The 24,289-nt window shown below is 71.8% G+C and carries 20 protein-coding genes; 7 read left to right on the forward strand and 13 right to left on the reverse strand.

Annotation, left to right across the window (positions count from 1 at the left end):
• Positions 1-32: 32 nt before the first annotated feature.
• Positions 33-860 (forward strand): urease accessory protein UreD, encoded by an 828-nt coding sequence (locus tag DMB66_RS25755; RefSeq protein ID WP_125806693.1) that lies wholly within the window; start codon positions 33-35, stop codon positions 858-860.
• On the opposite strand, the gene DMB66_RS25760 is transcribed toward DMB66_RS25755, so the two are convergent.
• The 7 genes from DMB66_RS25760 to DMB66_RS25790 form a co-directional block, all read right to left on the reverse strand.
• On the reverse strand, positions 830-1,732 hold the full coding sequence (locus DMB66_RS25760; protein WP_125806694.1) for a sigma-70 family RNA polymerase sigma factor: 903 nt from the start codon (positions 1,730-1,732) through the stop codon (positions 830-832). The genes DMB66_RS25755 and DMB66_RS25760 overlap by 31 nt on opposite strands.
• A gap of 155 nt (positions 1,733-1,887) precedes the next feature.
• Positions 1,888-2,142, reverse strand: a complete 255-nt coding sequence (locus tag DMB66_RS25765) for a hypothetical protein (protein ID WP_125806695.1) — start codon at positions 2,140-2,142, stop codon at positions 1,888-1,890.
• A gap of 296 nt (positions 2,143-2,438) precedes the next feature.
• A complete protein-coding gene (locus tag DMB66_RS25770; RefSeq protein ID WP_233624838.1) occupies positions 2,439-4,667 on the reverse strand; it encodes a serine/threonine-protein kinase in 2,229 nt (742 codons plus the stop codon).
• A gap of 538 nt (positions 4,668-5,205) precedes the next feature.
• Positions 5,206-7,959, reverse strand: a complete 2,754-nt coding sequence (gene cphA, locus DMB66_RS25775; protein ID WP_125806696.1) for a cyanophycin synthetase — start codon at positions 7,957-7,959, stop codon at positions 5,206-5,208.
• Complete coding sequence (locus tag DMB66_RS25780; protein ID WP_125806697.1) at positions 7,956-8,795, reverse strand: cyanophycinase; 840 nt, start codon at positions 8,793-8,795, stop codon at positions 7,956-7,958. Before DMB66_RS25780 ends, cphA begins: the two co-directional genes overlap by 4 nt.
• 80 nt (positions 8,796-8,875) lie before the next feature.
• A complete protein-coding gene (locus DMB66_RS25785; protein ID WP_125806698.1) occupies positions 8,876-10,474 on the reverse strand; it encodes an MFS transporter in 1,599 nt (532 codons plus the stop codon).
• A 59-nt stretch (positions 10,475-10,533) separates the two neighbouring features.
• Complete coding sequence (locus DMB66_RS25790; protein WP_125806699.1) at positions 10,534-11,019, reverse strand: helix-turn-helix domain-containing protein; 486 nt, start codon at positions 11,017-11,019, stop codon at positions 10,534-10,536.
• Positions 11,020-11,075: 56 nt separating this feature from the next.
• On the opposite strand from DMB66_RS25790, the gene DMB66_RS25795 reads away from it, so the two are divergent.
• The 4 genes from DMB66_RS25795 to DMB66_RS25810 all read left to right on the forward strand — a co-directional run bounded on the left by DMB66_RS25795 (position 11,076) and on the right by DMB66_RS25810 (position 13,327).
• Entirely contained in the window at positions 11,076-11,588 is a 513-nt protein-coding gene (locus DMB66_RS25795; protein ID WP_125806700.1) for a PaaI family thioesterase, read from the forward strand.
• Positions 11,589-11,609: 21 nt separating this feature from the next.
• Positions 11,610-12,149: an alpha/beta hydrolase gene (locus DMB66_RS25800; RefSeq protein WP_125806701.1), complete on the forward strand. Its 540-nt coding sequence runs from the start codon at positions 11,610-11,612 to the stop codon at positions 12,147-12,149.
• 90 nt (positions 12,150-12,239) lie between these two features.
• Positions 12,240-12,776 carry an alpha/beta hydrolase gene (locus tag DMB66_RS25805; RefSeq protein ID WP_125806702.1) on the forward strand — a complete coding sequence of 179 codons (537 nt, stop codon included), beginning with the start codon at positions 12,240-12,242 and terminating at the stop codon, positions 12,774-12,776.
• Positions 12,777-13,024: 248 nt separating this feature from the next.
• Positions 13,025-13,327: a hypothetical protein gene (locus DMB66_RS25810; protein WP_125806703.1), complete on the forward strand. Its 303-nt coding sequence runs from the start codon at positions 13,025-13,027 to the stop codon at positions 13,325-13,327.
• Between the two features lie 556 nt (positions 13,328-13,883).
• Here DMB66_RS25810 and hisS read toward each other — a convergent pair.
• Both hisS and DMB66_RS25820 read right to left on the reverse strand, forming a co-directional pair.
• Positions 13,884-15,218 (reverse strand): histidine--tRNA ligase, encoded by a 1,335-nt coding sequence (gene hisS, locus DMB66_RS25815; protein WP_125806704.1) that lies wholly within the window; start codon positions 15,216-15,218, stop codon positions 13,884-13,886.
• A gap of 27 nt (positions 15,219-15,245) precedes the next feature.
• Positions 15,246-15,944 carry an MBL fold metallo-hydrolase gene (locus DMB66_RS25820; protein ID WP_125806705.1) on the reverse strand — a complete coding sequence of 233 codons (699 nt, stop codon included), beginning with the start codon at positions 15,942-15,944 and terminating at the stop codon, positions 15,246-15,248.
• Between the two features lie 166 nt (positions 15,945-16,110).
• Between DMB66_RS25820 and DMB66_RS25825 the strand changes: the two genes are divergently transcribed.
• A complete protein-coding gene (locus DMB66_RS25825; RefSeq protein WP_125806706.1) occupies positions 16,111-16,995 on the forward strand; it encodes a peptidylprolyl isomerase in 885 nt (294 codons plus the stop codon).
• A 67-nt stretch (positions 16,996-17,062) separates the two neighbouring features.
• The gene (locus DMB66_RS25830) at positions 17,063-17,890 is read left to right on the forward strand and encodes a peptidylprolyl isomerase (protein ID WP_125806707.1); all 828 of its coding nucleotides are present in this window, start codon (positions 17,063-17,065) and stop codon (positions 17,888-17,890) included.
• Positions 17,891-17,932: 42 nt separating this feature from the next.
• Here the strand turns inward: DMB66_RS25830 and DMB66_RS25835 are convergent, their stop codons facing one another.
• The 4 genes from DMB66_RS25835 to secD form a co-directional block, all read right to left on the reverse strand.
• Complete coding sequence (locus DMB66_RS25835; protein ID WP_125806708.1) at positions 17,933-20,368, reverse strand: RelA/SpoT family protein; 2,436 nt, start codon at positions 20,366-20,368, stop codon at positions 17,933-17,935.
• Between the two features lie 164 nt (positions 20,369-20,532).
• Positions 20,533-21,093, reverse strand: a complete 561-nt coding sequence (locus DMB66_RS25840; RefSeq protein ID WP_125806709.1) for an adenine phosphoribosyltransferase — start codon at positions 21,091-21,093, stop codon at positions 20,533-20,535.
• A gap of 68 nt (positions 21,094-21,161) precedes the next feature.
• On the reverse strand, positions 21,162-22,334 hold the full coding sequence (gene secF / locus DMB66_RS25845) for a protein translocase subunit SecF (protein ID WP_125806710.1): 1,173 nt from the start codon (positions 22,332-22,334) through the stop codon (positions 21,162-21,164).
• A gap of 1 nt (position 22,335) precedes the next feature.
• The gene (gene secD / locus DMB66_RS25850) at positions 22,336-24,225 is read right to left on the reverse strand and encodes a protein translocase subunit SecD (protein ID WP_125806736.1); all 1,890 of its coding nucleotides are present in this window, start codon (positions 24,223-24,225) and stop codon (positions 22,336-22,338) included.
• Positions 24,226-24,289 lie beyond the last annotated feature (64 nt).

The raw sequence follows: 24,289 nt of genomic DNA on the forward strand, positions 1-24,289 counted from the left end.
CCGGGCGTCGGGCCGGTGTGGGTGGTGGGTTGATGCGGGCCGAGGCGCGGATCGTCGCCGAGGTCGACGGGCGGGGCGGCACCCGGCTCGCGGTGCTGCGGGGCGAGTCGCCGCTGCTGCTGCGGCGCACCGGGCCGCGCGTCGCGGGTGACGTCACCGTGCATCTCGTCGGTGGTGCCGCCGGGCCGCTGCGGGGCGATGACCTGCGGCTGGACATCGAGGTCGGGCCGGGTGCGCGGCTGGCCGTGCGCAGCGTCGCCGCGCAGCTCGCGCTGCCCGGCCGGCCGGGTGCGCCCGCTTCGCGGCTGGAGATCCGGGCGAGCGTCGCGGCCGGCGCGGCGCTGCGCTGGCTGCCCGAGCCGCTGATCGCGGCGGCCGGTTGCGACCACCTGGCGGTCACCCACGTCGAGGTCGCCGCCGGCGGCACGCTGCTCTGGCGTGACGACCTGGTCTGCGGCCGGCACGACGAGCCGTCCGGCGACGTGCACACCGACCTCACCATCCGGTACGCCGGCAGCACCCTCTACCGCCACCAGCTGACAGTCGGCCCGCGTGGGCCGGGCTGGTCGGGTGCCGCGGTGCTCGGTGGCGGCCGGGCCGTTGGTTCCCTCGTGCTGGCCGGCCCGGATCTGCCCGACGCGATGCTGCCCGGCGGGGACTCGGCGTTGATGCCGCTCGCCGGGCCGGGCATGCTGGCCAGCGCCGTCGGCCTGGACATCCGCCAGGTGCGCGCGGCCCTGGATCCGCTCTGCGCCGAGCTCGCACCCCGCGATCTTGGCACCCACGAACCGCTGGGTACCAAGATCGACAGGAGGGGAAAGACCGCCGGTCAGGCGGCGACCGCGATGGGCACGCCGTGACTGTCGGTCAGCGCCAGCCGGGTCCGCAGGTTGCCCTGCTCGGCGACCCGGGCGAAGTACTCGGTCCGCCGTCGCTGCAGACACCCCTTGCGGGTCCGCGGCCCGCCGGCCGCGACGGTGAGCAGCTCCGGTGCCAGCGAACTGTTCAGTCCCTCCCGAAGCAGGCGCAGCGCCTCGGTCCGCAGTTGCGAGATCCTCGACTCGGTGACCCCGAGCTCAGCGGCCACGTCGCTCAGCGGCTGTTCCTGCAGGAAGGACTGGGTGACCACCAGGCGCAGCCGCTCGGGCAGGGCCTGGATGGCCTGGTGCAGGTAGCCCAGGCGCTCCCGCTTGAGCAGCAGGTCCTCGGGCCCCTCGGACAGTTCCGGGACCATCTCCTCGGCCGCCCCGGTGGGGAAGCCCTGCAGGCTGAGCAGCGCGGCCTTCTGCACGTCGTCCTCGACGCTGGCCAGTTCGGCGACGCCGATGCCGAGCACCTCGGCGACCTCGGCCTCGGACGGGGTCCGGCCGAGCGCGGCGGTGAGTTCCTGACGGGCGGTCGCCGTCCGGCGGGCCCGGGCCCGGACGGATCTGCTGGCCCAGTCCTGGCCACGCAGCTCGTCCAGTAGCGCACCGCGGATCCGGACCGCGGCGAAACGGTGGAACGGAATTCCCCGGCTCACGTCGAAGGAGCGCGCGGCGCCGAGCAGTGCGGCGAATCCGGCGGATGACAGATCATCGGCGTGAACGTGGCCGGGTACGCGGTTGAGTAGTTCCCGAACCAGATGACCCACCATCGGCATGTGTTCGCGGACCAGGTCCTCGAGGTCGCGCGCGGACGGCGCGTCGTGGACGATGCCGACGGTGGCGGGGAGTTCGGTCGTCACGGTCACGTGTTCCTCCTCGCTCATACAAGCCGGCGGGTGAACCGGCTGATGAGGAGAACACTTATGGCCGAAAGGTGCAGTGGAGGCCGAACTCGGTTGCTTTTAAGGTGTTTTTTGCGAAAAAGGCTCAGCTATCGGCGGAGCTCCCCCTGGGGACGCCCTCAGCTGGCGAAGTGCGGGCGGCGCGGAGCGGCCAGCATGGTCAGCTCCTGGCGCACCCAGTTCATCCGGCGCACGGCCGCCTCCGGGTGGTCCCCGAACTCCTCCGCGACGCCGGCCGCGCAGCCGTCGCTGCCGTGGCGCAGCAGCATGGCGGTGACGGTCTCCTCGACGATCTGCCGAGTCGGGCACTCGGACGGCTGCAGATAGGAGACGAACAACGCCTCCGCTGCCAGGTCCTGGACGGTGCTGATCATGTCGAACTCCCCGATGTGTGACTACTTGCCCTGGTTCCAGCTAACGCTCACGCCGGTGCCGACCGGAACCGCTCAGGTTGCAGACCGGTATCAGTCATCTTCCCCGTGGGCGGGGACCCGGCCCGACGGCACGCCGGTGCCCTTCGTGCCGATTTCGACCCGATCGGCTCCCAGCGCGCGGTGGCGGATCCCCGCGGGCATCGTGGGTGCCTACCGGGCCAATTCCGACACTACGCGCAGCTCGGGCGGCCGACCGGCACTCCGGTCGACCGCCCGAGGATCACGCTTGTCGGATATCAGCCAGGGATGGGCGGCGGCACCGGGTCGACGGGGGCGTCCGCCGGATCCGTGAAGGTGTCCGGCGTCGGGGGCGAGACGGACGGCGTCGCCGACGGGCTCGCCGACGAACTCGACGAGGTATTGAGCGGCGGCGGGGACGGGTCCACAACACCGTCTCCGTCGTCGTCACCGGGATCGACGACGACCGCCGGTGTCGAACTCGACGTCGGGCGGCTCGTCGGGGGCGTCGAGTTGTTGACCGGGACCGGAACCGCGACGCCGCTCGGGTTGATCGAGATGCCCGGGATCGGGGAATCCTTGGTCGGCACCGGGCCGAGCCGCACCGTGCCGTTGGTGAGGTGCTCGACCGGCTGGGACGGCGCACCGGGCGCCGGCGAGACGAACGTCTGGCAGGTCTGCCCGCCGAGCTCGAAGACCATCGGGGCGGCGTTGCTGTCCTTGTACCGGCCGGTGAACTGCACCGTCTCGGTCTGCTGCGGGCTCAGCACCTTCCGGGACTGCACGGTGACACCACGGCCCTGCTGATCCAGCTTGAGCTTGCCGTTGCCCGACACGACCTGGTCGCCGGGCATGACGAACCAGAGCTTCCAGTCCTTGATCGCCGAGGTGTCCCGGTTGGCGATCGTGATCGCCGCCCGGAACTTGTTGTTCGCCTCGGACCAGACGGCGTAGCTGACCACGCACTTACTCGAACCGGTCAGCGCGGTGGACTGCGGCCCCGCGTTCGTGGTCTTCGCCGCGTCGTTGCGGGAAAGCGCGGCCACCGCCACGCCGGCGATCAGGACCGCACCGACCACCGAACCGGACACGATGAGCAGCCGGCGCACCTGGATGGTGCCACCGTGCCGGCCGGGACCCGAACCGCCGGTGGCCGCCGCGCCGGGCCAGCTCTGGTGCGGCGGAGCGCCGCCGCCGGACCGTGCCGACGGCACCTCCGGGCCGTCGGCGTGACCCGGGGGCCGGGGCGTGCCGTCCGCACCGAAGGCGGGGCGCAGCGCCGGACCCCCCGGAGCCGAGGACGCGCCGGCCGGCCGCATCGGCGCGGCGGCGGCCGAGCCGACCGCGGACATCGGTGGCACGGCACCGAAACGACTGTTGCGCCCGCCCCGCTGCGGCGGGGACGAGACCGGGCCGACGGCCGCCTCGACCTCGGCGACGGAGACCTGCGGCGGGACCGGGGCTCCGGCCGGGGCCGGTGACACCGGCGCCTCGGCGGCGGACGTGGGCACGGCCGCGACACCACGCCCGGGGGCGGCGGGCGGCACCTGGGCGAGGCCCGGACGGACCCGGCCGTAACCGTCGGTGTTCTGCCGGGTCGACGGCAGGATCGTGGTGTCCTCGCCGTTGTCGGCCCAGTCGGGCACGAAGGCCCGGGCGGCCGGCACCCCGGCCGACACCGTGCCGAGCACGTGCGCCAGTTCGGCACTGGAGGGACGGTCGGAGGGCCGCTTCTCCAGGCAGCGGGCGATCAGCGCGGAGACCGCGCTGGGCAGGCCCTCGACGGCCGGGAGCGGCTCGGGCTCGGTGTACTGGTGGGCGCGCAGCAGGGCGGTGGTGGTGCCGACGTCCCAGGGGAGCTGGCCGATCAGGGTGCGGTAGATCAGCAGGCCGACCGCGTAGACGTCGGTGGCCGGGCTGACCTGGCCGCCCTCGAGCCGCTCGGGCGCGAGGTAGGCCGGCGTGCCGAGCAGGCTGCCGTCCGGGTCGATGTCGTTCTCGCCGATCAGGGCGGAGATGCCGAAGTCGACGACCTTGGCGCCCGACGGCGTGAGCATGACGTTGGCCGGGGTCACGTCGCGGTGCACGATGCCCCGGGCGTGCGCGGCGGCCAGGGCCGCCGCGACCTCGGCGGCGATCCCGACGGCCGCCGGCCACGGGAGCCGGCGCGAGCGGGCCAGGACGGCGGCCAGGGACTCGCCGTCGACGAGCTCCATCACCACGTACGGCACGGGCTCACCGTCGACGGTGGTCGCCTCGCCGTAGTCGTAGACGTTGGTGATGTGCGGGTGGCTCAGCCGCGCGGCGGCCTGTGCCTCCGCGCGGAGGCGGCGCCGGAACGATGGATCGGTGCTCGTCGAGGGCGGCAGGACCTTCACGGCCACCTGCCGGCCGAGCACTTCGTCGAACCCTCGCCAGACCACTGACATCCCGCCGGCACCGAGTCGCTCGACCAACCGGTAGCGACCGGCCAGCAGACTCGAACCGGGCAGGTCCGTCGTGCTCATGTGCCCCCACATGCGCGATCGGAAGAAACATCAGAACAGCACCGCCATGCTTCCTGATGCCGGGGCGGCTTACGGCCCGCCGTTGGACCGAGCATTCCCCATCGACGGCGTGGATGTTAGCGGACGATCGGCCCATGTATCGACTCCTCGCCACCCCGGTGACCTGCACGTCGTCACCCTGTGTTCCCTGCCGTGCGCCTGCGGTGCGCAGGTGATCGTTTCGAAAGATTGCCTGGTCAGCGCTGTATAGATGATCATCAGAAACAACACTGGGGGGTTATGACCGCTTCGTCGGAACTTGCGACAGGGCACCGATTTCGGGACATCCGCAACGGATTCTGCACGTGCAGTCGCTCTTGCATCACACAAAGAGACATTGGATCATTTGCGAATCACTCTCATCTATACCGTGCGTGATGATTGCCGCAGGGCAATGACCTGGGCCACCCCGGCCGATCGGCTGATTTCTCGGTCCGATCATTCCTAGTTACCGCAACCCACCCATATTGCTGACAAATCACCCGATCCAGCGACTCGGCTACGAGGATGCGGCAGCGCCGGCGGGCCGGACGGCACCCGGCGGGACCTGCCCCACGCGGGCCGGGTGCGCCGGCAGCCGCCCGGCGTGCACCACGGCCGAGTCGGCCGGTACGGCGCCCAGCTCGGTGAGCAGGTCCAGCATCGGGCCCAGCCGCTCGTAGAGCACCAGCACCACGTCGCCGGGCGCGGCCAGCCGCACCGCCGCCTCGACCGCCGCCCGGTAGCCGGACACCCGGACGGCCCGCAGCAGCGGGCGGCGGGCGCGCATCTCGCGTTCCACCAGGGCGGACACCTCCCCCGGCTCCCGGCCACGCAGATCCTCGTCGTCGTAGAGCACGGCCCGGGTGACCCCGTCCGCGAGCACCTGGGCCGAGGCGGCCAGCAGATCGTCGCGGCGGTCGCCGGGCAGCGTGACCGCGGCCAGGCAGCGCTGCGGCCCCCAGACCCGGTGCAGGGTACGCAGCACCGTCGCGATCGCCGCCGGGTTGTGGGCGTAGTCGACGAACAAGTTCACCTCGCCCAGGCGCAGCAGCGTCGCGCGGCCCGGGTTGTCCACCCGCGGCTCGAAGTCGGCCAGCCGCTCGGCGACCACGTCCGGCGAGGCGCCGAGGGCCCGTGCGGCGGCGGCCGCGGCGAGCGCGTTGACGGCCGCGTACGGCGCCGCTCCCCCGAACGCCCCGGGCACGTCGGCGGCCCGCAGCAGCGGTGTGCGCCGGCCGCCGGTGGCCTGCACCAGCCAGCCGTCCTGCAGCACGTACGCCGTACCGCCGCGGCCCAGGTGCTCGGCCAGCACCGGCTGGCCGGTGTCGGTGCCGAACCAGACGACGCGCTTGCGGTCGGCGCGGACCCGGGGCCGCTCGGCGATGCTGCGCACCCACGGGTCGTCGGCGTTGAGCACCAGGGTGCCGCCGTCGCGGACCCGCTCGGCGATCAGCGCCTTCACGTGTGCCAGATCCTCGATCGAGGTGAGACCGTCCTGGCCCAGGTGGTCGGCGGTGATGTTGGTGATCACGCCGACGTCGGTCCAGTCGTACCCGAGGCCGCGGCGCAGCGTGCCGCCCCGCGCGGTCTCCAGGACCGCCGCCTGCACCCCCGGGTCGCCGAGCACCATCTGCGCCGAACGCGGCCCGGTGGCGTCGCCGACATGCACGGTGCGGCCGTCGATCGCCACCCCCTCGGTGCACGCCACGCCGACCCGCAGCCCGGTGCCGGCGAGCAGATGAGCGGTCAGCCGGGTCACCGTGGTCTTGCCGTTGGTGCCGGTCACCGCCACGGTCGGGATCCGCCCGTCGGACCCGCAGGGGAACATGGCCCGCACGATCGCGTCCCCGACGTCGCGGGAGCGCCCGCGCACCGGCGCGAGGTGCATCCGCAGCCCGGGTACGGCGTTGACCTCGATCACCCCGGCGGTGAGCCGGTCGGGATCGCCGGTCGGCGGCAGCGGCGCGGCGATGTCGGCCAGCCGCAGGTCGATGCCCGCGATGTCGAGCCCGACCAGGGCCGCGACGCGCAGGCAGAGCCGGGTCACGTCGGGGTGCACCCGGTCGGTGACGTCGCTGCCGGTGCCGCCGGTGGACAGGTTGGCGTTGTCGCGCAGCCACACCCGCAGCCCGGCCGGCGGCACGCTGTCCGGCGTCCGCTGCTGGCGGTCCAGCACGGCCAGCGCGTTGGCGTCGAGGTCGATGCGGGTCAGCACCCGGGCGTGCCCGACGCCCCGGCGCGGGTCGGCGTTGGTCCGCGCGACCAACTCGGCGACCGTGCTCTGCCCGTCACCGACCACGTGCGCCGCGACCCGCTCGGCGGCGGCCGCGACCTCGCCCGCCACGATCAGCACCCGGTAGTCGCGGCCGGCGAGCTGCCGTTCGACCACGACGTCGCCGCCCGCGGCCGCGTACGCCTGCTCCACCTCCGCCGCGGTGCGCAGGTTGAGGACGACGTGCTCGCCCTGGCTGCCCTGCCGGGGCTTGACCACCACCGGCGCGCCCAGCGTGGTCAGCAGCCGTACCGCCTGCGCCGCGGTCCGCGCCGCGCCGCCGGGCGCGATCGGCACCCCGGCGTCCTCCAGCAGCCGCCGGGTGATCTGTTTGTCCGCCACGATGTCGACACCGACCCCGCTGGTCCGGTCGGTCATCGCCGCCCAGGCGAGCCGCCGGCGGGTGCCCCAACCGAGGCGCAGCAGGCTGAGGTCGCCGTAGCGCTCGACCGGGATGCCCCGGCGCCGGGCCGCGGCGATGATCGACCGGGTGCTCGGCCCGGTGGCCTCGCGCTCGGCGAGCTCGCTCAGCGCGGCCAGGCGTTCGGTGAGGACGGTGCCGGGCACGGTCTCGCCGGCGGCGACCGAGGCGACCAGCTCGACGGCGGTCTCCAGCAGCTCGTCCGGCAGGGTGGAGTCCGGCGACTCGTCGCCCGGGCATTCCAGGATCAGGTCGTAGAGGCCGGGCTCGCCGGCGGTGACCGTACGGCCGAAGCTGACGTCCCGCCCGATCCGCTGGGACAGCTCGATGGTGACGTGCTCGGTGACGTGGCCGAAGTAGGTGCCGCCGCGCATCCGGCTGACGAAGCCGCCGGGCGACCCGGCCGCGCAGTGGTGCTCGGCGAGGCCGGGCAGCGCGCGCAGGATCCGCTCGGTGAAGCCCGCGACGTCGCTGGTCTCGCGGCCGGCCAGCTCGTCGAGGCGGACCCGGGCCACGATCGCGGGCCGGGACAGGTGGACGTTGGGTCCGCGCAACCGGCGGATGCTGAGGATCTTCATGCGGCCAGCTCCCGTTCCCCGGCGACCCCGTCGACGATCGAGGGGCGGCGGCCGGACAGTTCGAACCTGCACCCGGCAGGAAGCACGTGCACCCGCGCCCCGGTGAGCGCGATCGGCCCCTCGGCCGGCACCCGGATGTCCGCGGCCGCGCCGGCGTCGACGACAGTGACCGCGCCGGTGCCCAGCACCTCGAAGCTGTCGCCCTCGGCGAGGATCGCGGTGTTCTCGTCGATGCCGAGGCCGAGCTCGTGCGGGTAGCGGGCGACGGCGCTGAGCAGCCGGTTGAGCCGGCCCCGCTCGGCGAAGTGCATGTCGATCAGCACTCCCGGCAGGAATTCCAGGCCGGGGCCGGTCCGCACGCCCGCCCGGGTGACCCCGGGGCCCTCGCCGCCGATGATCATCGTGCCGGACATCATCGCGGCGCCGGCGCTGGTGCCGCCGAGCACGATCGTCCCGGCCCGCACCAGCCGCTGCAGCGCCGAGTCGGTCCGGGTGCCACCGAGCACGGTGGTGATCCGCAGCTGGTCGCCGCCGGTGAAGAAGACCCCGGTCGCGGTCGCGAGCACCTCGTCCACGGTCGCCGCGTTGGCCTGGGCCCGGTTCTCCAGCCGCAGCGCCCGGACCCGGCCCGCGCCGAGGCGGGTGAACAGGGCGGCGTACTCGGCCTCCAGCACCGCCGGCTCGGCGCTCGCGGTGGCGATGACGATCAGCTCGGCGGCGGCGCCACCGGCCAGGTCGACGAAGCGGCGCAGGATCTCGCCGCCGCCGGGGCCGGAGCGTTCGGCGCCACCGATGACGAGCAGCCGGGAGTGCCGGGGATGATCGACGAGTGCCACGCCGCGCCTCCTGAACGGCCGCACCCGAAGCTCCGGCGGCCTACCAATGAGGCTAAACGGAACAATCCCGAAACATCCGGCTAATCCGGGGAGTCGGCGGGCAGTAGATGCGTCACGGCCGGCGGCCCGTCGGCCAGCGCCCAGGCCTTCTGCTCCTCCTGCTCGTCGCTGCCGGTGAGCCGGCCCTCGTGCTGACGCAGGTGTTCCTCCCAGGTCGGCACCTGGTAGACCTCGACGAAGGAGTCCGGCTGCTCGCCCGGCCGGAACAGTCCCCACCGGGTCGCACCGGTCCGCTGCCGGGATCGCCGCACGGCCTGCATCGCCGCGACGAAGTCCGCCCGGTTCTCCGGCCTGACCCGCCACGTCGAGGTGACCAGCACCGGACCCTCGTCCAGGTGCGGCTCGAGCATGAGGTGCGGCTCGGCCCAGTAGACGGCCGGGCCGCGGTCGCCGTCCTGCGGATGCAGCGGCAGCCAGCGCACGGTCGCGGTGCCCAGCAGCATCAGCGCCGCCGCGGCGAGGAAGGCGGCGCGCAGGCCGGCCAGCTCGGTCACCTGGCCCCACAGCAGGGCGCCGAGCGCCTGGCCGCCGGCGAAGACCACCTGGTAGCCGGCGAAGCCGCGGGCGCGCACCCAGTTCGGCAGGAACAGCTGCAGGCCGGCGTTCATCCGCGAGACCTGGATCATCCAGGCCAGGCCGGCGGCGACCAGGACGGGCACGACGACGAAGGCGTTCGCCACCAGGGCCACCACGAGCAGGGCGAGGCCGTAGACCAGGCCGGAGAGCACCAGCAGCCGGTTGGGCGGGACCCGCTCGCGGATCCGGGGCATCAGCAGGGCGCCGAGGACCGCGCCGACGCCGAGGGCGGCGAGCAGGATGCCGTACCCGCTGGGGCCCATGGCGAGTTCGCGCTCGGCGACCAGCGGCAGCAGGCCCCAGACCACGCTGCCGGGCAGGACGAACAGCAGGACACGCAGCAGGATCCGGCGGACGACGGGCGAGTAGCGCACGTACCGGCCGCCGGCCCGCAATGCGGGACCGAACCGCTCGGCGTGCCCGGTCCCGCTCTCCGGCGGCCGCCGCCAGCGCAGCAGCACGACGGCGAAGACCACGAACGACAGCGCGTTGAGGCCGAAGACGGCGGGCACACCCACGTGCGCGACGAGCAGGCCGGCCACCGCGGGACCGGCCGAGCGGGCCAGGTTGGTGTTGACCGCGCCGAGCGCGGACGCCGCCGCGAGCTCGTCGCGCGGCACCACCTCGGGGATCACCGCCTGCCAGGTCGGCAACGTCAGCGCCTGCCCGGCGCCGAGCAACAGCGTGAAGATCAACAACAGCGGCGGCGGCATCCGGTCCAGCGCGGTGAGGCCGGTCAGGGTCGCGGCCACGACAAAGAGCGCCACCTGTACGGCGAGCAGCAACCGCCGCCGGTCGAAGGTGTCGGCCAGCGTGCCCGACGGCAGTGCGAGCAGCAGGACCGGCAGCATCGTCGCGGTCTGCACCAGGCTGACGTAGGTGGCCGCGTCCGGCTCGTGCACCAGGTGCCACTGGGCGCCGACGGTCTGCATCCAGGTGCCGACGTTGCTGGCCAGCACGCCGATCCACAACCCACGGAAGATCTTGTCGCGCAGCGGGCGCCACGCGGAGGTGTCACCCGTCGCCGCCGTCGCAGTCGCCACGCCGAGGCAGCCTACGGCGTGTCGCGGCGCGCCGACTGCGACGCTCCGCGAGGCGGCCGCTATCGGCGCTTGGCTCCCGGGCCGGGACGGGGCACGACCTCGCGGTGGTCGGTGACCCGGTGGCCGTCCGCGCAGTGCAACTCGGTGTGGATCTCGGCGCCGCAGCCGCGGTGGGCCATCTGCAGCGGCGGCCCCTCCGGGTCGGCGAGGTAGCGGTCGCCCCACTCCATGACCGCGGTGAGCACCGGGTAGAGATCGAGGCCCTTGGCGGTGAGCCGGTACTCGTGCCGGATCCGGGCTCCCGGCTCCTGGTACGGCTCGCGGCGCAGCAGGCCGTGCTCCACCAGGGAGGCGAGCCGGTTGGTGAGGACCTGGCGCGGGATGCCGGTCTGCTCGTGCAGGTCGGCGAAGCGGCGTACGCCGTTGAAGATCTCCCGGAGCACCACCACGGTCCACTTCTCGCCGAGGATGCCCATCGCCCGGCCGATTGTGCAGGTGTCCGTGGACCAGTCCAGGGCGGGCGGGCGCGGGAGCGTGGGATTCATGACACCGAGGCTAGGTCTGTTTGACAGACGCAGCAAGCCCGTGCCAGGCTGCGTCCATGTCGCAGACCCAGGATGTCACCCGTACCCGCACGTACTCCTGGACCAACCCGGCCGAGCACGCCGCCCTGCTGGCCACGACGGGCGGGCTGGAGCTGCTGCGCGGCATGGCGGCCGGCGAGCTGCCGCCCCCGCCGATCATGAACCTGATCGATCTCGCCGGCATGGAGGTCGAGGAGGGCAGCGTCACGTTCTACCTGGATGCGCAGGAGTTCCACTACAACCCGCTCGGCACGATGCACGGCGGCGTGATCTCCACGCTGCTCGACAGCGCCGCCGCGTGCTCGCTGCACTCGACGCTGCCGGCCGGCGTCGGCTACACCTCGCTCGACCTCAACGTGAAGTTCCTGCGCTCGGTCACCGCCGACTCCGGGCAACTCACCTGCAAGGGCGCCATCCTGCAGAAGGGCCGCCGAACCGCGCTGACCGAGGCACGGCTGACCGACGCGGCGGGCCGGCTCATCGCCCACGCCACCTCCAGCTGCATGATCTTCGAGGCGCCCCGCGGCTGATCGGGCCTCTATATTCCTCCCATGATCAACGGAATCCTGATCCCCGGCGGCACGGGCGTGATCGGAACCCTGCTCGACATCGCGTGGGAAACGCTGGCCGACCGCACGGCCCACGTCGAGGCCATCACCTGGGCCACACCCCGCGACATCCTGGACGTTGATCCCGAGCCGTTCGTCCGCGGCCACGTCGAGGCCGCCCTGCAGCGCGCCGAGGAGGTCGCGCCGAGGGCGCGGCCGGTGCTGATCGCCAAGTCGCTGGGTTCATTCGCGGCGGCGCTCGCCGCCGACCGCGAACTGCCGGCGATCTGGCTCACCCCACTGCTGACCCGGCCGCCGGTGGTCGAGGCGATCACCCGCAACCCGGCACCACAACTACTGATCGGCGGCACGGCCGACCGCCGCTGGTGGGACGCCGCAGCGGCCCGGGCCACCGGGAAGCGGGTGCTGACCATCGAGGACGGCACCCACTCCCTGCGGGTGCCCGGACCGGTGCGAAACTTCACCGAGGTGCTCGGCACCGTCGGCACCGCGATCGAGGAATTCCTCGACGAGGTGGCTTAACCCGCTGCGGCGCTTACTCTCCGGCGCCGGCACGACGGCGCTTCTGAGGCTTGCGGGAGGCGGTTCCGACGCTTCGCATAGCCTGGTCTTGTGCTCAGTGGAATCCTGGTGCCGGGCGGTCTCGGCACGGTGCGGATCACCTTGCTCGACCTCGCATGGGAGGCCCTGAACGATCGTCAGGCCCTCATTGAGGAGGTCTCCTGGACGATGCCCGAAGGGCTGCAGGAGGTCGGGCCGGAGCCGTTCGTGCGCACGTGCGTCGCCGCGGCGCTGCACCGGCTGACCCAGCGCGCACCGGAGGCCCGCCCGGTCCTGATCGCGAAATCCCTGGGCACCCACGCGGCGGCGCTGGCCGCCGAACGCGAGCTGCCGGCGATCTGGCTCACCCCGCTGCTGCACATCCCGGCGGTGGCGGCGGCGATCGGCCGCAATCCGGCCCCCCAGTTGCTGATCGGCGGCACGGCGGACATGTCCTGGGTGCCGGAGGCGGCCCGGTCGACCGGCAAGCAGGTGCTGACCATCCAGGACGCGGACCACCGGTTGCGCGCGCCGGGAAAGCTACGCGATTTCACCGACACGCTGGGCAGGATCGGCACCGCGATCGAGGACTTCCTCGACGCGTGCTAGCCATCTTTCCGGCTTGGTTTCGGCTGGTGAGTTGGACTTGCTTGCGGTGGACGGGTCGGGGCCGGGGGTGGCCCCCAACCTCACCAACCGCCCGCACCGCCGCCGTCGGCGCGGTCTCGGAGACCGAGGGCGGCGTGGGCCAGTTCCGCTCGTCGCGCCAGGCGGTCCGGTTTACCGGCCTGGAGTCACCGTGCACTCCTTCGACGGCAGACGCAGCCCGGGGCTCCCTGTACTGGCAAGGCTCGCCGGTGCTGCGCCGGCGCGGCAGCCACGAGCTGCTCCTTCAGCCTGTGCCGTACCAGTTCGCCGTGCCGGGCCACCCGTGGGTCCTCACCCAAAACCGCCACTACCTCCCGGCACCGCATCCGAGCTGCATGCGCTGCGAGGACGGTGAGCAACTGCGCCTGAACTCCGTGCTCTGCACGGCCGGCACCCCACCACCAGCCGAAGCCACCAAGGCAACCGGCGGCGCAGAGGCCAGAGCGGCGACGACCTCCCTCGCCACGACCAGGCGGTCCAACTCCACCGGCGGACCGCGAGCAGAGCCGTGAGCCGTGCCCGCTCCGCCTCAAGCCGTTCCACCTCGGCCCGGCACACCGTCTCCTGCCACCCAGCAGTCGCGGTACCTCATCGAAGCCCACCAGGCCGCCCCCAGCTGATCACCGGACAGATCGACCGCTACCACAACAAGCCACCCATCTCGGCGGACGACCTGTCCGTTACCAGCTCACTCAAGAAAGAACGCACCCGCCGTTAGACACCCCACCGGGGTGCGCCTGTCACGCGCCCGGCGCTTCAGCAACCGACCGCCGCCGTGACCGGCGAGGTGCGTCCGCCTGACCCACCACACAGCCAGGCCTGCCCGACAACCATCCCCTGGCGCCACCAAGGCGCGGCAGCCAGACCAGATCCGCAAGGTGAGCGCCCAGCCCGCGCTGGCAACCAGGGCGCGCGGGACCCACCACCGGGCCGTAAGTGGCTCGCGAGCAAGGGCGGGGCCGGAAGAAAGTCCAACCCACCAACCGAAACCAACCGGCCCGACCGTCCACCGCAAGCAAAACCAACCCACCAACCGAAACAGGACGCCGCGACCCCAGGCGCCGTGTGTCACGCCTGGGAGATCACCGGGATCAGGTCGTCCGCCGGGGGCTGCCAGGTGGCAGCGTCCGCCTCTACCTGGTCGCCCGAGCGGATGTCCTTGATCGTGTCCGCCGCGCCGTCCGTACCCGGGAACCAGACGTAGGGGATGCCGCGCCGCTCGGCGAAGCGGATCTGCTTGCCGAACTTCGCCGCCGACGGGGCGACCTCGGTGCTGATCCCCCGGCGGCGCAGCGCCTGGGCGACCCGGTCGCAGGCCGGGCGCAGCTCCTCGGCCGGCAGCGCCACGACCACGCACGTCGGCACCGACCGCGAGACGCCCAGCGCGTTCCGGCCGAAAAGTAGCCCCAGCATCCGGGAGACGCCGATCGAGATGCCCACGCCCGGGAAGCGCTCGGTGCCCGCGGTCGCCAGATTCTCGTAGCGGCCGCCGGAGCAGATCGAGCCGAACTTCTCGTAGCCCCGCAGCTGCGTCTCGTAGACCGTGCCGGTGTAGTAGTCCAGGCCGCGGGCGATCTTCAGCTCCGCGCGGATCAGGCCGGGCGCGTGCTCGGCGCCCGCCTCGACGACCCGGAGCAATTCCGCCAGGCCCTCGTCCAGCAGCGGGTTGTCGACGCCGAGGGCCCGGACCGCGTCCACGAAGGAGCCGTCCTCGGCCGAGATCATGGCGAGCTGGAGGCAGGCCGTGGCCTGGGCGTCGGTGGCGCCGGCGGTCTCCACCAGCAGCGCCGCCACCTTCTCCGGGCCGATCTTGTCGAGCTTGTCGACGACCCGCAGCACCTGGTCGGGGTCCGCCAGGCCCAGGCCGCGGTAGAAGCCCTCGCACACCTTGCGGTTGTTGACCAGGATCGTCGCCTTCGGGATCGGCAGCGACGCGAACGCGTCCCCGATCACCAGCGGCATCTCGGTGTCGTAGTGGAACGGCAGGTTGTCGCGGTCGACCACGTCGATGTCGGCCTGCAGGAACTCGCGGTAGCGGCCCTCCTGCGGGCGCTCGCCGCGCCACACCTTCTGGATCTGGTAACGCCGGAACGGGAACTGCAGCTTGCCGCTGTTTTCCAGCACGAAGCGGGCGAACGGCACGGTCAGGTCGAAGTGCAGGCCGAGCGAGTCGTCGCTCCGGCCCGCCGCGGGGTCCTCCTGCAGGCGGCGCAGGACGTACACCTCCTTGGAGGTCTCCCCCTTGCGCAGCAACTGGTCCAGCGGCTCGACCGCGCGGGTCTCCAGCGGCGCGAAGCCGTACAGCTCGAAGGTCTTGCGGATCCGCTCGACGATGTTCTGCTCGATCATGCGCTGCGCGGGCAGCCACTCCGGGAAGCCGGAGATGGGCGTGGGCTTGCTCATGGTGCTTGTTCTCCTCGCGGGAAAGTCTCAGAGGCCCCGGCCGGGCGCGGCGGTCAGATCCCGCAGGTACGGGTTTGCCAGGCGCTCGCGGCCGATGGTGGTTTCCGGTCCGTGGCCGGGCAGCACGACGGTGTCGTCGGCCAGCGGCAGGACCTTGTCCCGCAGACTGGTCATCATCGTGTCCGTGCTGCCGCCCGGCAGGTCGGTGCGGCCGATCGAGCCGGCGAAGAGCACATCACCTGAGAAGCAGAGCTGTTCTGCTTCCCAGGAGGAAGCGGCGCCGGGCAGTCGGAAGAGCACCGACCCGCCGGTATGGCCCGGTGCGTGGTCGACGGTGATCTCCAGGCCCGCGAGGCTCAGCGTCGCCCCGTCGGTCAGCTCCGCGACGTCCTCGGGCTCGGTGTACGGCAGCCGCCCCCCGAACAACGCGGCCAGGTCGACGCTCAGGCCCTTGGCCGGGTCCGCGAGCATCTCCCGGTCGGCCGGGTGCACGTACGCCGTGATGCCGCGCGCGCCGCAGACCGGTGCGACCGAGAAGGTGTGGTCCAGGTGGCCGTGGGTGAGCAGCACCGCGGCCGGGTGCAGCCGGTGCTTCGCCAGCACCTCGTCGAGGCGGTCCAGCACGCCGATGCCCGGATCGACCACCAGGCACTGCTCGCCCGGGCCCGCGGCCACGACGTAGCAGTTGGTGCCGAAGGCCTCGGCCGGAAAGCCGGTGACGAGCACTCCGCACCCCTCTCTGAGAAGTCCATCTCCCCCATCAAGCCTAGCGGGACGCACCGTACACACCGTGACGGAACCTCGCACACCACATTCCCAGCGGTTACCCGTACACTCTTGCGGGCGTGTGGCGTGGCGCACTGGACAAGAGTTTAAGGAAGGGGAGCACTCGGTGGCTTCCAGCAAGGACCGGGCGCGGAAACTGGCGCGAGAGAAGCTCGATCGGCAGCTGGCACGCCGGGCGGGCAGGCAGCGCCGGAGGCGGCAGATCCAGGCCGGGCTCGGTGCCGCACTCGCGCTTGCCCTGATCGTGGGTGGTGTGGCGTGGCTCGGCGGCGCGTTCGACGGCGAAGACCCGGTCGACCCGACCGCCACCGACGTGTGCGCGTGGACCCCGCAGAACGCGACCTCGAACCCGGATCTCAAAGACGTCGGGGAGCCGCCGACGAGCGGCATTCCGACCGAGGGCACCCGGCCGATGACGATCACCACCGACCAGGGTGCACCGATCGTCGTCTCGCTGGATCTGGCCAACGCGCCGTGCAGCAGCGCGAGCCTGAGCTTCCTGGCGAGCAAGCAGTTCTTCGACAACACCACCTGCCACGAGATCACCGCCGAGGGCGCGATCCACTGCGGTGACCCCAAGGGCACCGGGCAGGGCGGTCCGACGTACACGGTCTACAACGAGAACACGCCGCTGGCCCCGACGCCCAGCGCGAGCGCGTCGGCACCGGCCACGCCGCAGGCGCCGCTCTATCCGAAGGGCACCGTGGCGATGTTCGGCAACCCGCCCGGCGCCAACGGCAGCCAGTTCCTGATCTTCTACAAGGATTTCACCCCGAAGACGGAACCGCAGTACCCGATCGTCGGAACGGTCACCGGTGGACTGGACACGGTCGCCAAGATCGGCAAGATCGCCACCGTGGCGAACAGCGCCGGCGACAAGGTCACGCCGAAGAACAAGATCACCGTGCAGAGCATCACCGTCGGCGAGCCCAGTGTTGCGCCCGCCGACACCGTCCCATCGGCCGGCCCTTCAGCGTCCAGCCAGTCCTGAGCTTTCCGGACCACACTCGTCGGACCACATATCCCCTCACCGCACCGAGGCATACAGGAGGAACACCGTGTCGTCGATCAAGGACCGGCAGCGCGCGGCGGCGCGGGCCCGGCTGGAGAAGGAGATGGCCGAGCGGGCCACTGCCGCGCGTAAGCGCCGGCAGCGGCAGGCCATTATCGGCTCGGCCCTCGCGGTCGTCGTGATCGCGGGCGCCGCGGTGTGGATCGTCGCCGCGCTCGGCGACGACGACAAGAAGTCGACCGACGCCGCCGCCCCGCCGCCCGGCACCGTGGCCTGCACGTGGGTCCCGGCGGACGCCAGCGGCGGTGGCAAGGTCAAGGACGTCGGCATGCCCCCGCTGAACGCCCCGAACGTCGGCACGTCCACGCTCACCATGGACACCAACCTCGGCGCGATCACGGCCACCGTGGACCTGACCAAGGCGCCCTGCACCGGTGAGGCCTTCACCTACCTGGCGAGCAAGAAGTTCTGGGACAACACCAAGTGCCACCGGCTCACCACCGAGGGCATCAAGGTGCTGCAGTGCGGCGACCCGACCGCCACCGGCAAGGGCTGGCGGGAGAGCGACGGCTCCGGCGGTCCGAGCTTCCGCTACGCGGAGGAGAACCTGCCGGTCAACGCGAAGCCGGCATATCCCAAGGGCACCATCGCGATGGCGAAGACCTCGGAGCCCAGCACCACGGGCAGCCAGTTCTTCATCGTCTACGAGGACACCGACCTGCCCCCCGACTACACGGTCCTGGGCAAGATCACCAAGGGACTCGACATCGTCGAGGGCGTGGCCAAGGCCGGCAGCGACAACAAGAACGGCCAGGGCGACGGTCATCCCAAGAAGGAGATCGACATCAAGACCCTGACGATGGCCGCGGCCTGATCGTTTCTCCAGGAGGGCGGGCCGGTGACGGCCCGCCCTTTCTCATGCCCCTGAGGTGACCCGGTATGCGTCGAAGACACCGTCCACCTTGCGCACCGCGGCGACCAGGTGGCCCAGGTGCTTGGGGTCGGCCATCTCGAACGTGAACCGGCTGACCGCCACCCGGTCGCGGGTGGTGGTGACCGTCGCGGACAGGATGTTGACCCGCTCCTCGGACAGCACCCGGGTCACGTCGGCGAGCAGCTTGTGCCTGTCCAGCGCCTCGACCTGGATGGCGACCAGGAACGTCGACGCGGACGTCGGCTTCCAGCTCACCTCGACCACGCGTTCGCTCTGGTCGCGCAGGTCCTCGGCGTTGGCGCAGTCTTCCCGGTGCACGCTGACGCCGCCGGAGCGGGTCACGAAGCCGAACACGGCGTCGCCCGGCACCGGCGTGCAGCAGCGGGCCAGCTTTACCCAGACGTCGCTGACGTCCTTGACCACCACGCCCGGATCCTGCGACGTGGTGCGGTTGCGCGGCGGGCGGGTCGCGACGGCGGTCTCGGCGATGTCCTCGACCGCACCCTCCTCGCCACCGAACCCGGCGACGAGCTTCTGCACGACCGACTGGGCGGAGACCGTGCTCTCACCGACGGCCGCATAGAGCGAGGCGACGTCGGCCAGGTGCAGGTCGCGGGCGATGGTCGTCAGGTTGTCGCTCGTCAGCATGCGCTGCAGGGGCAGGCCCTGCTTGCGCATCGCCTTGACGATCGCGTCCTTGCCGTCCTCGATCGCTTCCTCGCGGCGTTCCTTGTTGAAATACTGGCGGATCTTGGTGCGGGCGCGCGGGCTCTTGACGAAGCCGAGCCAGTCCTGGGTGGGGCCGGCCGTGGCGGACTTCGACGTGAATATCTCGATGACGTCGCCGTTGGACAGCGTCGACTCCAGCGGCACCAGCTTGCCGTTCACCCGGGCGCCGATGGTCTTGTGGCCGACCTCGGTGTGCACCGCGTAGGCGAAGTCGACCGGCGTCGAACCGGTCGGCAGCGGGATGACGTCACCCTTGGGGGTGAAAACGTACACCTCCTGGCTGGACAGGTCGAAGCGCAGCGCGTCCAGGAACTCGCTGGGGTCGCTCGCCTCGCGCTGCCAGTCGAGCAGCTGCCGCAGCCAGGTCATCTCGTCGATGTGCGCCGGCGGGCCGACGATGGTCGCGCCCTTGAGCTCCTTGTACTTCCAGTGCGCGGCGATGCCGAACTCCGCCGTGCGGTGCATCGCGAAGGTCCGGATCTGCATCTCGACCGGCTTGCCGGTCGGGCCGATGACCGTCGTGTGCAGCGACTGGTACATGTTGAACTTCGGCATCGCGATGTAGTCCTTGAACCGGCCCGGCACCGGCTGCCAGTTCGCGTGGATGACGCCCAGCGCGGCATAGCAGTCGCGGACCGTGTCGACCAGGATGCGCACGCCGACCAGGTCGTAGATGTCGTTGAAGTCGCGGCCCCGGACGATCATCTTCTGGTAGATCGAATACAGGTGCTTGGGGCGGCCGGTGGTCTCCGCCTTGATCTTCGCCGACTTGAGGTCGAGCTGGACCCGGTTGGTGACCTGCCGCAGCAGCGCCTCCCGCTGCGGCTGGTGCTCGCCGATCAGGCGGTTGATCTCCTCGAAGCGCTTCGGGAACAGCGTGCCGAAGGCGAGGTCCTCAAGCTCCCACTTGATCGTGTTCATACCGAGGCGGTGGGCCAGCGGCGCCAGGATCTCCAGCGTCTCCTTGGCCTTCTGCTCCTGCTTGGGGCGGGGCAGGAAGGTCAGGGTGCGCATGTTGTGCAGCCGGTCGGCCAGCTTGATCACCAGGACCCGCGGGTCCTTGGCCATCGCGACGACCATCTTGCGGATCGTCTCGGCCTTGGCCGCGTCGCCGAGCTTGACCCGGTCGAGCTTGGTGACGCCGTCGACCAGCAGCGCGACCTCGGCACCGAAGTCGGCCTTCATCTGCTCGAGGCCGTAGTCGGTGTCCTCGATCGTGTCGTGCAGCAGGGCGGCGACCAGCGTCGTGGTGTCCATGCCGAGGTTGGCCAGGATGGTGGCGACCGCGAGCGGATGCGTGATGTATGGATCACCGGACTTACGGTATTGCCCCGAGTGCCAGCGGGCCGCGACGTCGAAGGCGCGCTGCAGCGCCCGCCCGTCCGCCTTGGGGTGGCTGGCCCGGTGGGTGGCGATCAGGGGCTCGAGAACCTCGCTGACCTGGGTGCTCTGCCACGGCGCGTTGAAGCGCGCCAGCCGGGCCCGGACCCGCCGCCCGGTGGGCGCGCTGGCCAGCCCGAATCCGCTGGTCGGCTCGTCCGCCGGGGAGAGCGGCTGGGTCTCCTCCAGGTCGTGCGTCTCCCCGGTGACCGGGGCCTCGGACTTCGGGGCTTGCTCAGCCCGCTCCGGCGCCTTCGCGCCGGTCGGCTGCTCCGTGCCCTCCGTCGGAGGGGCGACGTCGCTGGACACCGGCCTCCTCACACCATCGCCGGGACCGCGCCGGCCGACCTCGACCGGCTCCGGTCCAACACCATTGCTCACCATGTTGAGAACGCCATCCTACCCGTCCCCACTTCCCCGCTGGCCCGGCCCGAGCAGCGGAAAGCATGCCACCCACAGAGGGCAGACACGGATCAAACGGACAGCAGAGCATGGACCGTACGCGGCGCCAACCGCTTCCGGCCGTCGAGGAAGCCCAGCTCCATCAGCACCGTGAAGCCGGTGACCGTGCCGCCCGCCCGTTCCACCAACTCCAGCGCCGCGGCGGCCGTGCCGCCGGTGGCCAGCACGTCGTCCACCACCAGCACCCGCTGGCCCGCCCCGAACGCGTCCTCGTGCACCTCGAGGGTCGCCTCGCCGTACTCCAGGGCGTACGACACCGAGTGGGTCTTGCGGGGCAGCTTGCCGGCCTTGCGCACCGGCACGACGCCCTTGCCGGTGGCGTAGGCGATCGCCGCGGCGACCACGAAGCCGCGCGCCTCGACACCCGCCACCACGTCGAACGAATCCGCACCGTGCTCGGCGATGATCGCGTCGATCACCTGCTGGAACACCGCGCCGTCGGCGAACAGGGGCATCAGGTCCTTGAAGACGATGCCGGGTTTGGGAAAGTCGGGCACGTCCAGCGTCCGGCTCGCCACCAGCGCCGCGACCTCGGGACCGCTGTCCCCGCGTACCTCATCAGTCTGGTTCACGCGGCACAGCCTAGACAGGCCGACGGCCCGCCACCGAAGCGGTGGCGGGCCGTCCTTGACCGTGATGCTCAGCGGCGCTTCTGGCCGCCGCTGGGCCTGTTGCCCGCGCCGCCGCGCGGGTTGTTGCGCTTGGCGGCGGGACGCACGCCGGGCCGCGGCGTGGAACCGGCCAGGGCCGGCACCTCGTCGGTCGCGGTCGCGCTCGCCGGGCGGCCGCGCTCGCCGCGGGCCACGTCGCCCGAGCGGGCGCCCGCCCGCCGGGCCAGGACCCGGGCCGTGTGCGCCTTGATCCGGGGCTCCTGGTCCTTGAGCACCGCCAGCATCGGCGACGCGAACAGGATCGAGGAGACGACACCCAGGCCCATGCCGACGAACAGCACCAGGCCGAGGTCCTTGAGCGAGCCGGCGCCGAGCAGACCCGCACCGATGAAGAGCAGGCCGCCGACCGGCAGCAGCGCCACCAGGCCGGTGTTGATCGAGCGCATCAGGGTCTGGTTGACCGCGAGGTTGGTCGCCTCGGCATACGTCTGGGTGCTGCCCGCGGTGATGCCGCGGGTATTTTCCTGCACCTTGTCGAACACCACGACCACGTCGTAGAGCGAGAAGCCGAGGATGGTCAGGAAGCCGATCACCGTGGACGGCGTGACCTCGAAGCCGACCAGCGAATAGACGCCGGCCGTCAGCACCAGGTCGAGCAGCAGCGACGCCACGGCCGCGACCGCCATCCGCCACTCGAAGCGCACCACCAGATAGCCGAGCACCAGCACCAGGAAGATGGCCAGGCCCAGCAGCGCCTGCTGGGTCACCTGGGAGCCCCAGGCGGCCGAGACCCGGTCGTCGCTGACGTCGGCGGCCGGCACCTTCAGGTCGGCCACCAGCGCGTCCTTGACCGCGGTCGCCTCTTCCTGGCTCAGCGCCGCCGTCCGCACCGTGTAGGTCGCGTCGGGGCCGTTGCCGACCTTCTGCGCGGGGCCGGGGTTTGCCTCCTCGGCCACCCCCGCGGTCTCCACCGCCCGGCTGACCGCGCTCTGCGCCTCGGCCTGCGTCCCGACGCTGGCCGGGATCACGAACTGGGTGCCGCCGGCGAACTCGATGCCCAGGTGGAAGCCCCGGATGACGAAGCTGCCCAGCGCGATGAGCACCAGCGCGCCCGCGATCGCGAACCACATGTTGCGGCGACCGACGATGTTCAGGTTCGCCTCGCCGCGGTAGAGGCGATCGGCAAAACCCTTGCTGGCCATGTCAGGCCTCCTTGACGTCGGTCGGGGCACGCTTGAGGGCGCGGCCGAGGCCACTGACCCGCGGCGACATGAACGCCTTGGTGTTGGCGAACATCGTCATGATCGGATGCCGGAACAGGAACACCACGACGAGGTCGAGGACCGTCGAGAGCCCCAGCGCGAACGCGAAACCCGCCACCGCGCCGATCGACACGATGTAGAGCACCACCGCGGCCATGATGGTGATGGTGTTCGCGGAAATGATGGTACGCCGGGCGCGGACCCAGGCCCGGGGCACGGCACTGCGCGCGCTGCGGCCCTCGTGGATCTCGTCCTTGAGTCTCTCGAAGTAGATGACGAACGAGTCCGCCGCCACACCTAGCGAGACGATGAAGCCGGCTATGCCGGCCAGGGTCAGCGTGAAGCCCATCGAGCGCCCGAGCACCACCAGCGCGCCGAAGGTCAGCAGGCCGGACAGCACCAGGCTCAGGAAGATGACCGAGCCGAGCAGGCGGTAGTAGAAGAACGCGTAGATCGCGACCAGGCCCATGCCGATCGCGGCGGCCAGCAGACCCGCCTCGAGCTGCTGCTTGCCCAGCGTCGCGGAGACCGACTGGGTGGCGGCCGGCTCGAAGGTGACCGGCAGCGCGCCGTACTTGATCTGGTCGGCGAGCTCCTTGGCCGAGACGGCGTCGAACTGGCCGGTGATCTGCGACTGGCCGGTCAGCACGCCCTGGATCTCGGGCGCCGAGATGACCGTCTTGTCGAGCACCACGGCGACGAGGCAGTGCGTGGCACCGGTGGACAGCGCCTGCGCGGCGGCCACGCAGGTGTCGTCCGCGGCGGGCTGGAACGCCTCACGGGTGAGCGCGGTCCACTTCGCCTGGCCGGTGCTGGTGAAGTCGAGGGACACGACCCACTGGCCCTGCTGCTGGTCGAGCTGCGGGGTCGCGGTGTCGATGTCGGTGCCGATGACCTTGGCGACGTCGAGGTACATCTTCGCGCCGCTCTGGCAGGCGACGACCTTGGAGTCGATCGCGTCGATCGCGCCGTTGGGCCGCTTGTCGAGCTGGTTCTCGCAGCCGATCGTCGGGATGTTGAACTGCATCTCCGGCGTCAGCGCGTTGACCTCGGCGCCGGAGAGCGCGCCGAACGCCTTGTAGGCCACGCCGGCGGTCGGGTCGGTGGACAGGTCCACCGGGTCGGTCAGCTTCTCGGCCGCGGCCCAGGCCTTCGCGCCGACCTTCTTCTCGATGGCCGCGCGCTGCTCCTTGATGTCGGCGGTGACCGGGGCCGGAGCCGCCGCGGAGGCGGACGGCGCCGGGGCCGGGGCCGCCGACGTGGACGGCGCCGCAGCGGAGGCGCTGGGGGCTGGGGCCTGCTCGCCGCCGGCCTGGCCGCCGGTGGACGCCGACGGGGCGGCGCTGCCGGTGACCTTCGGGGCCTTGCTGGTGCCCGCGCTCGCACTGGGCGCGACGCTGCCGCTCGGCGCGGCGCTCGCGCTCGGCGGGTTGGCCGCCACCGCGGCGTTGTCGCCGGTCGCCTTCAGCACCTTGCGGAAGCGCATCTGCGCGGCCTGGCCGACGTTCTTGAGCTGATCGTCGGCCTCGCCGGCGACGGAGACCACGATGTTGCGGTTGCCCTCGACGACCACCTCGGCCTCGGCCACACCGAGCGCGTTGACCCGCTGGTCGATGATCTTGCGGGCCTCCTCCATGCTGGTCTGCGGCGGCGCCTGCCCGCCGGCCAGCGAGGCCACGTAGGTCGCCTGGGTGCCGCCGATCAGGTCGAGGCCCAGCTTGGGCTCGAGCCTGTCCTGCCAGCTGCCCTTGGCACCCGCGCCGAAGAACACGAGCGCATAGAGGATGACGAAGAGGAGACCGAGCACGGCGAGCTGCCGCCCGGGATGCATCTGTCCCTGTGGTGGTCGTGCCACGACTGTCGATCTCCTCGTGCTTTTCGGCCGCGACGGGAGC

The organism is Actinoplanes sp. ATCC 53533, assembly GCF_003947245.1.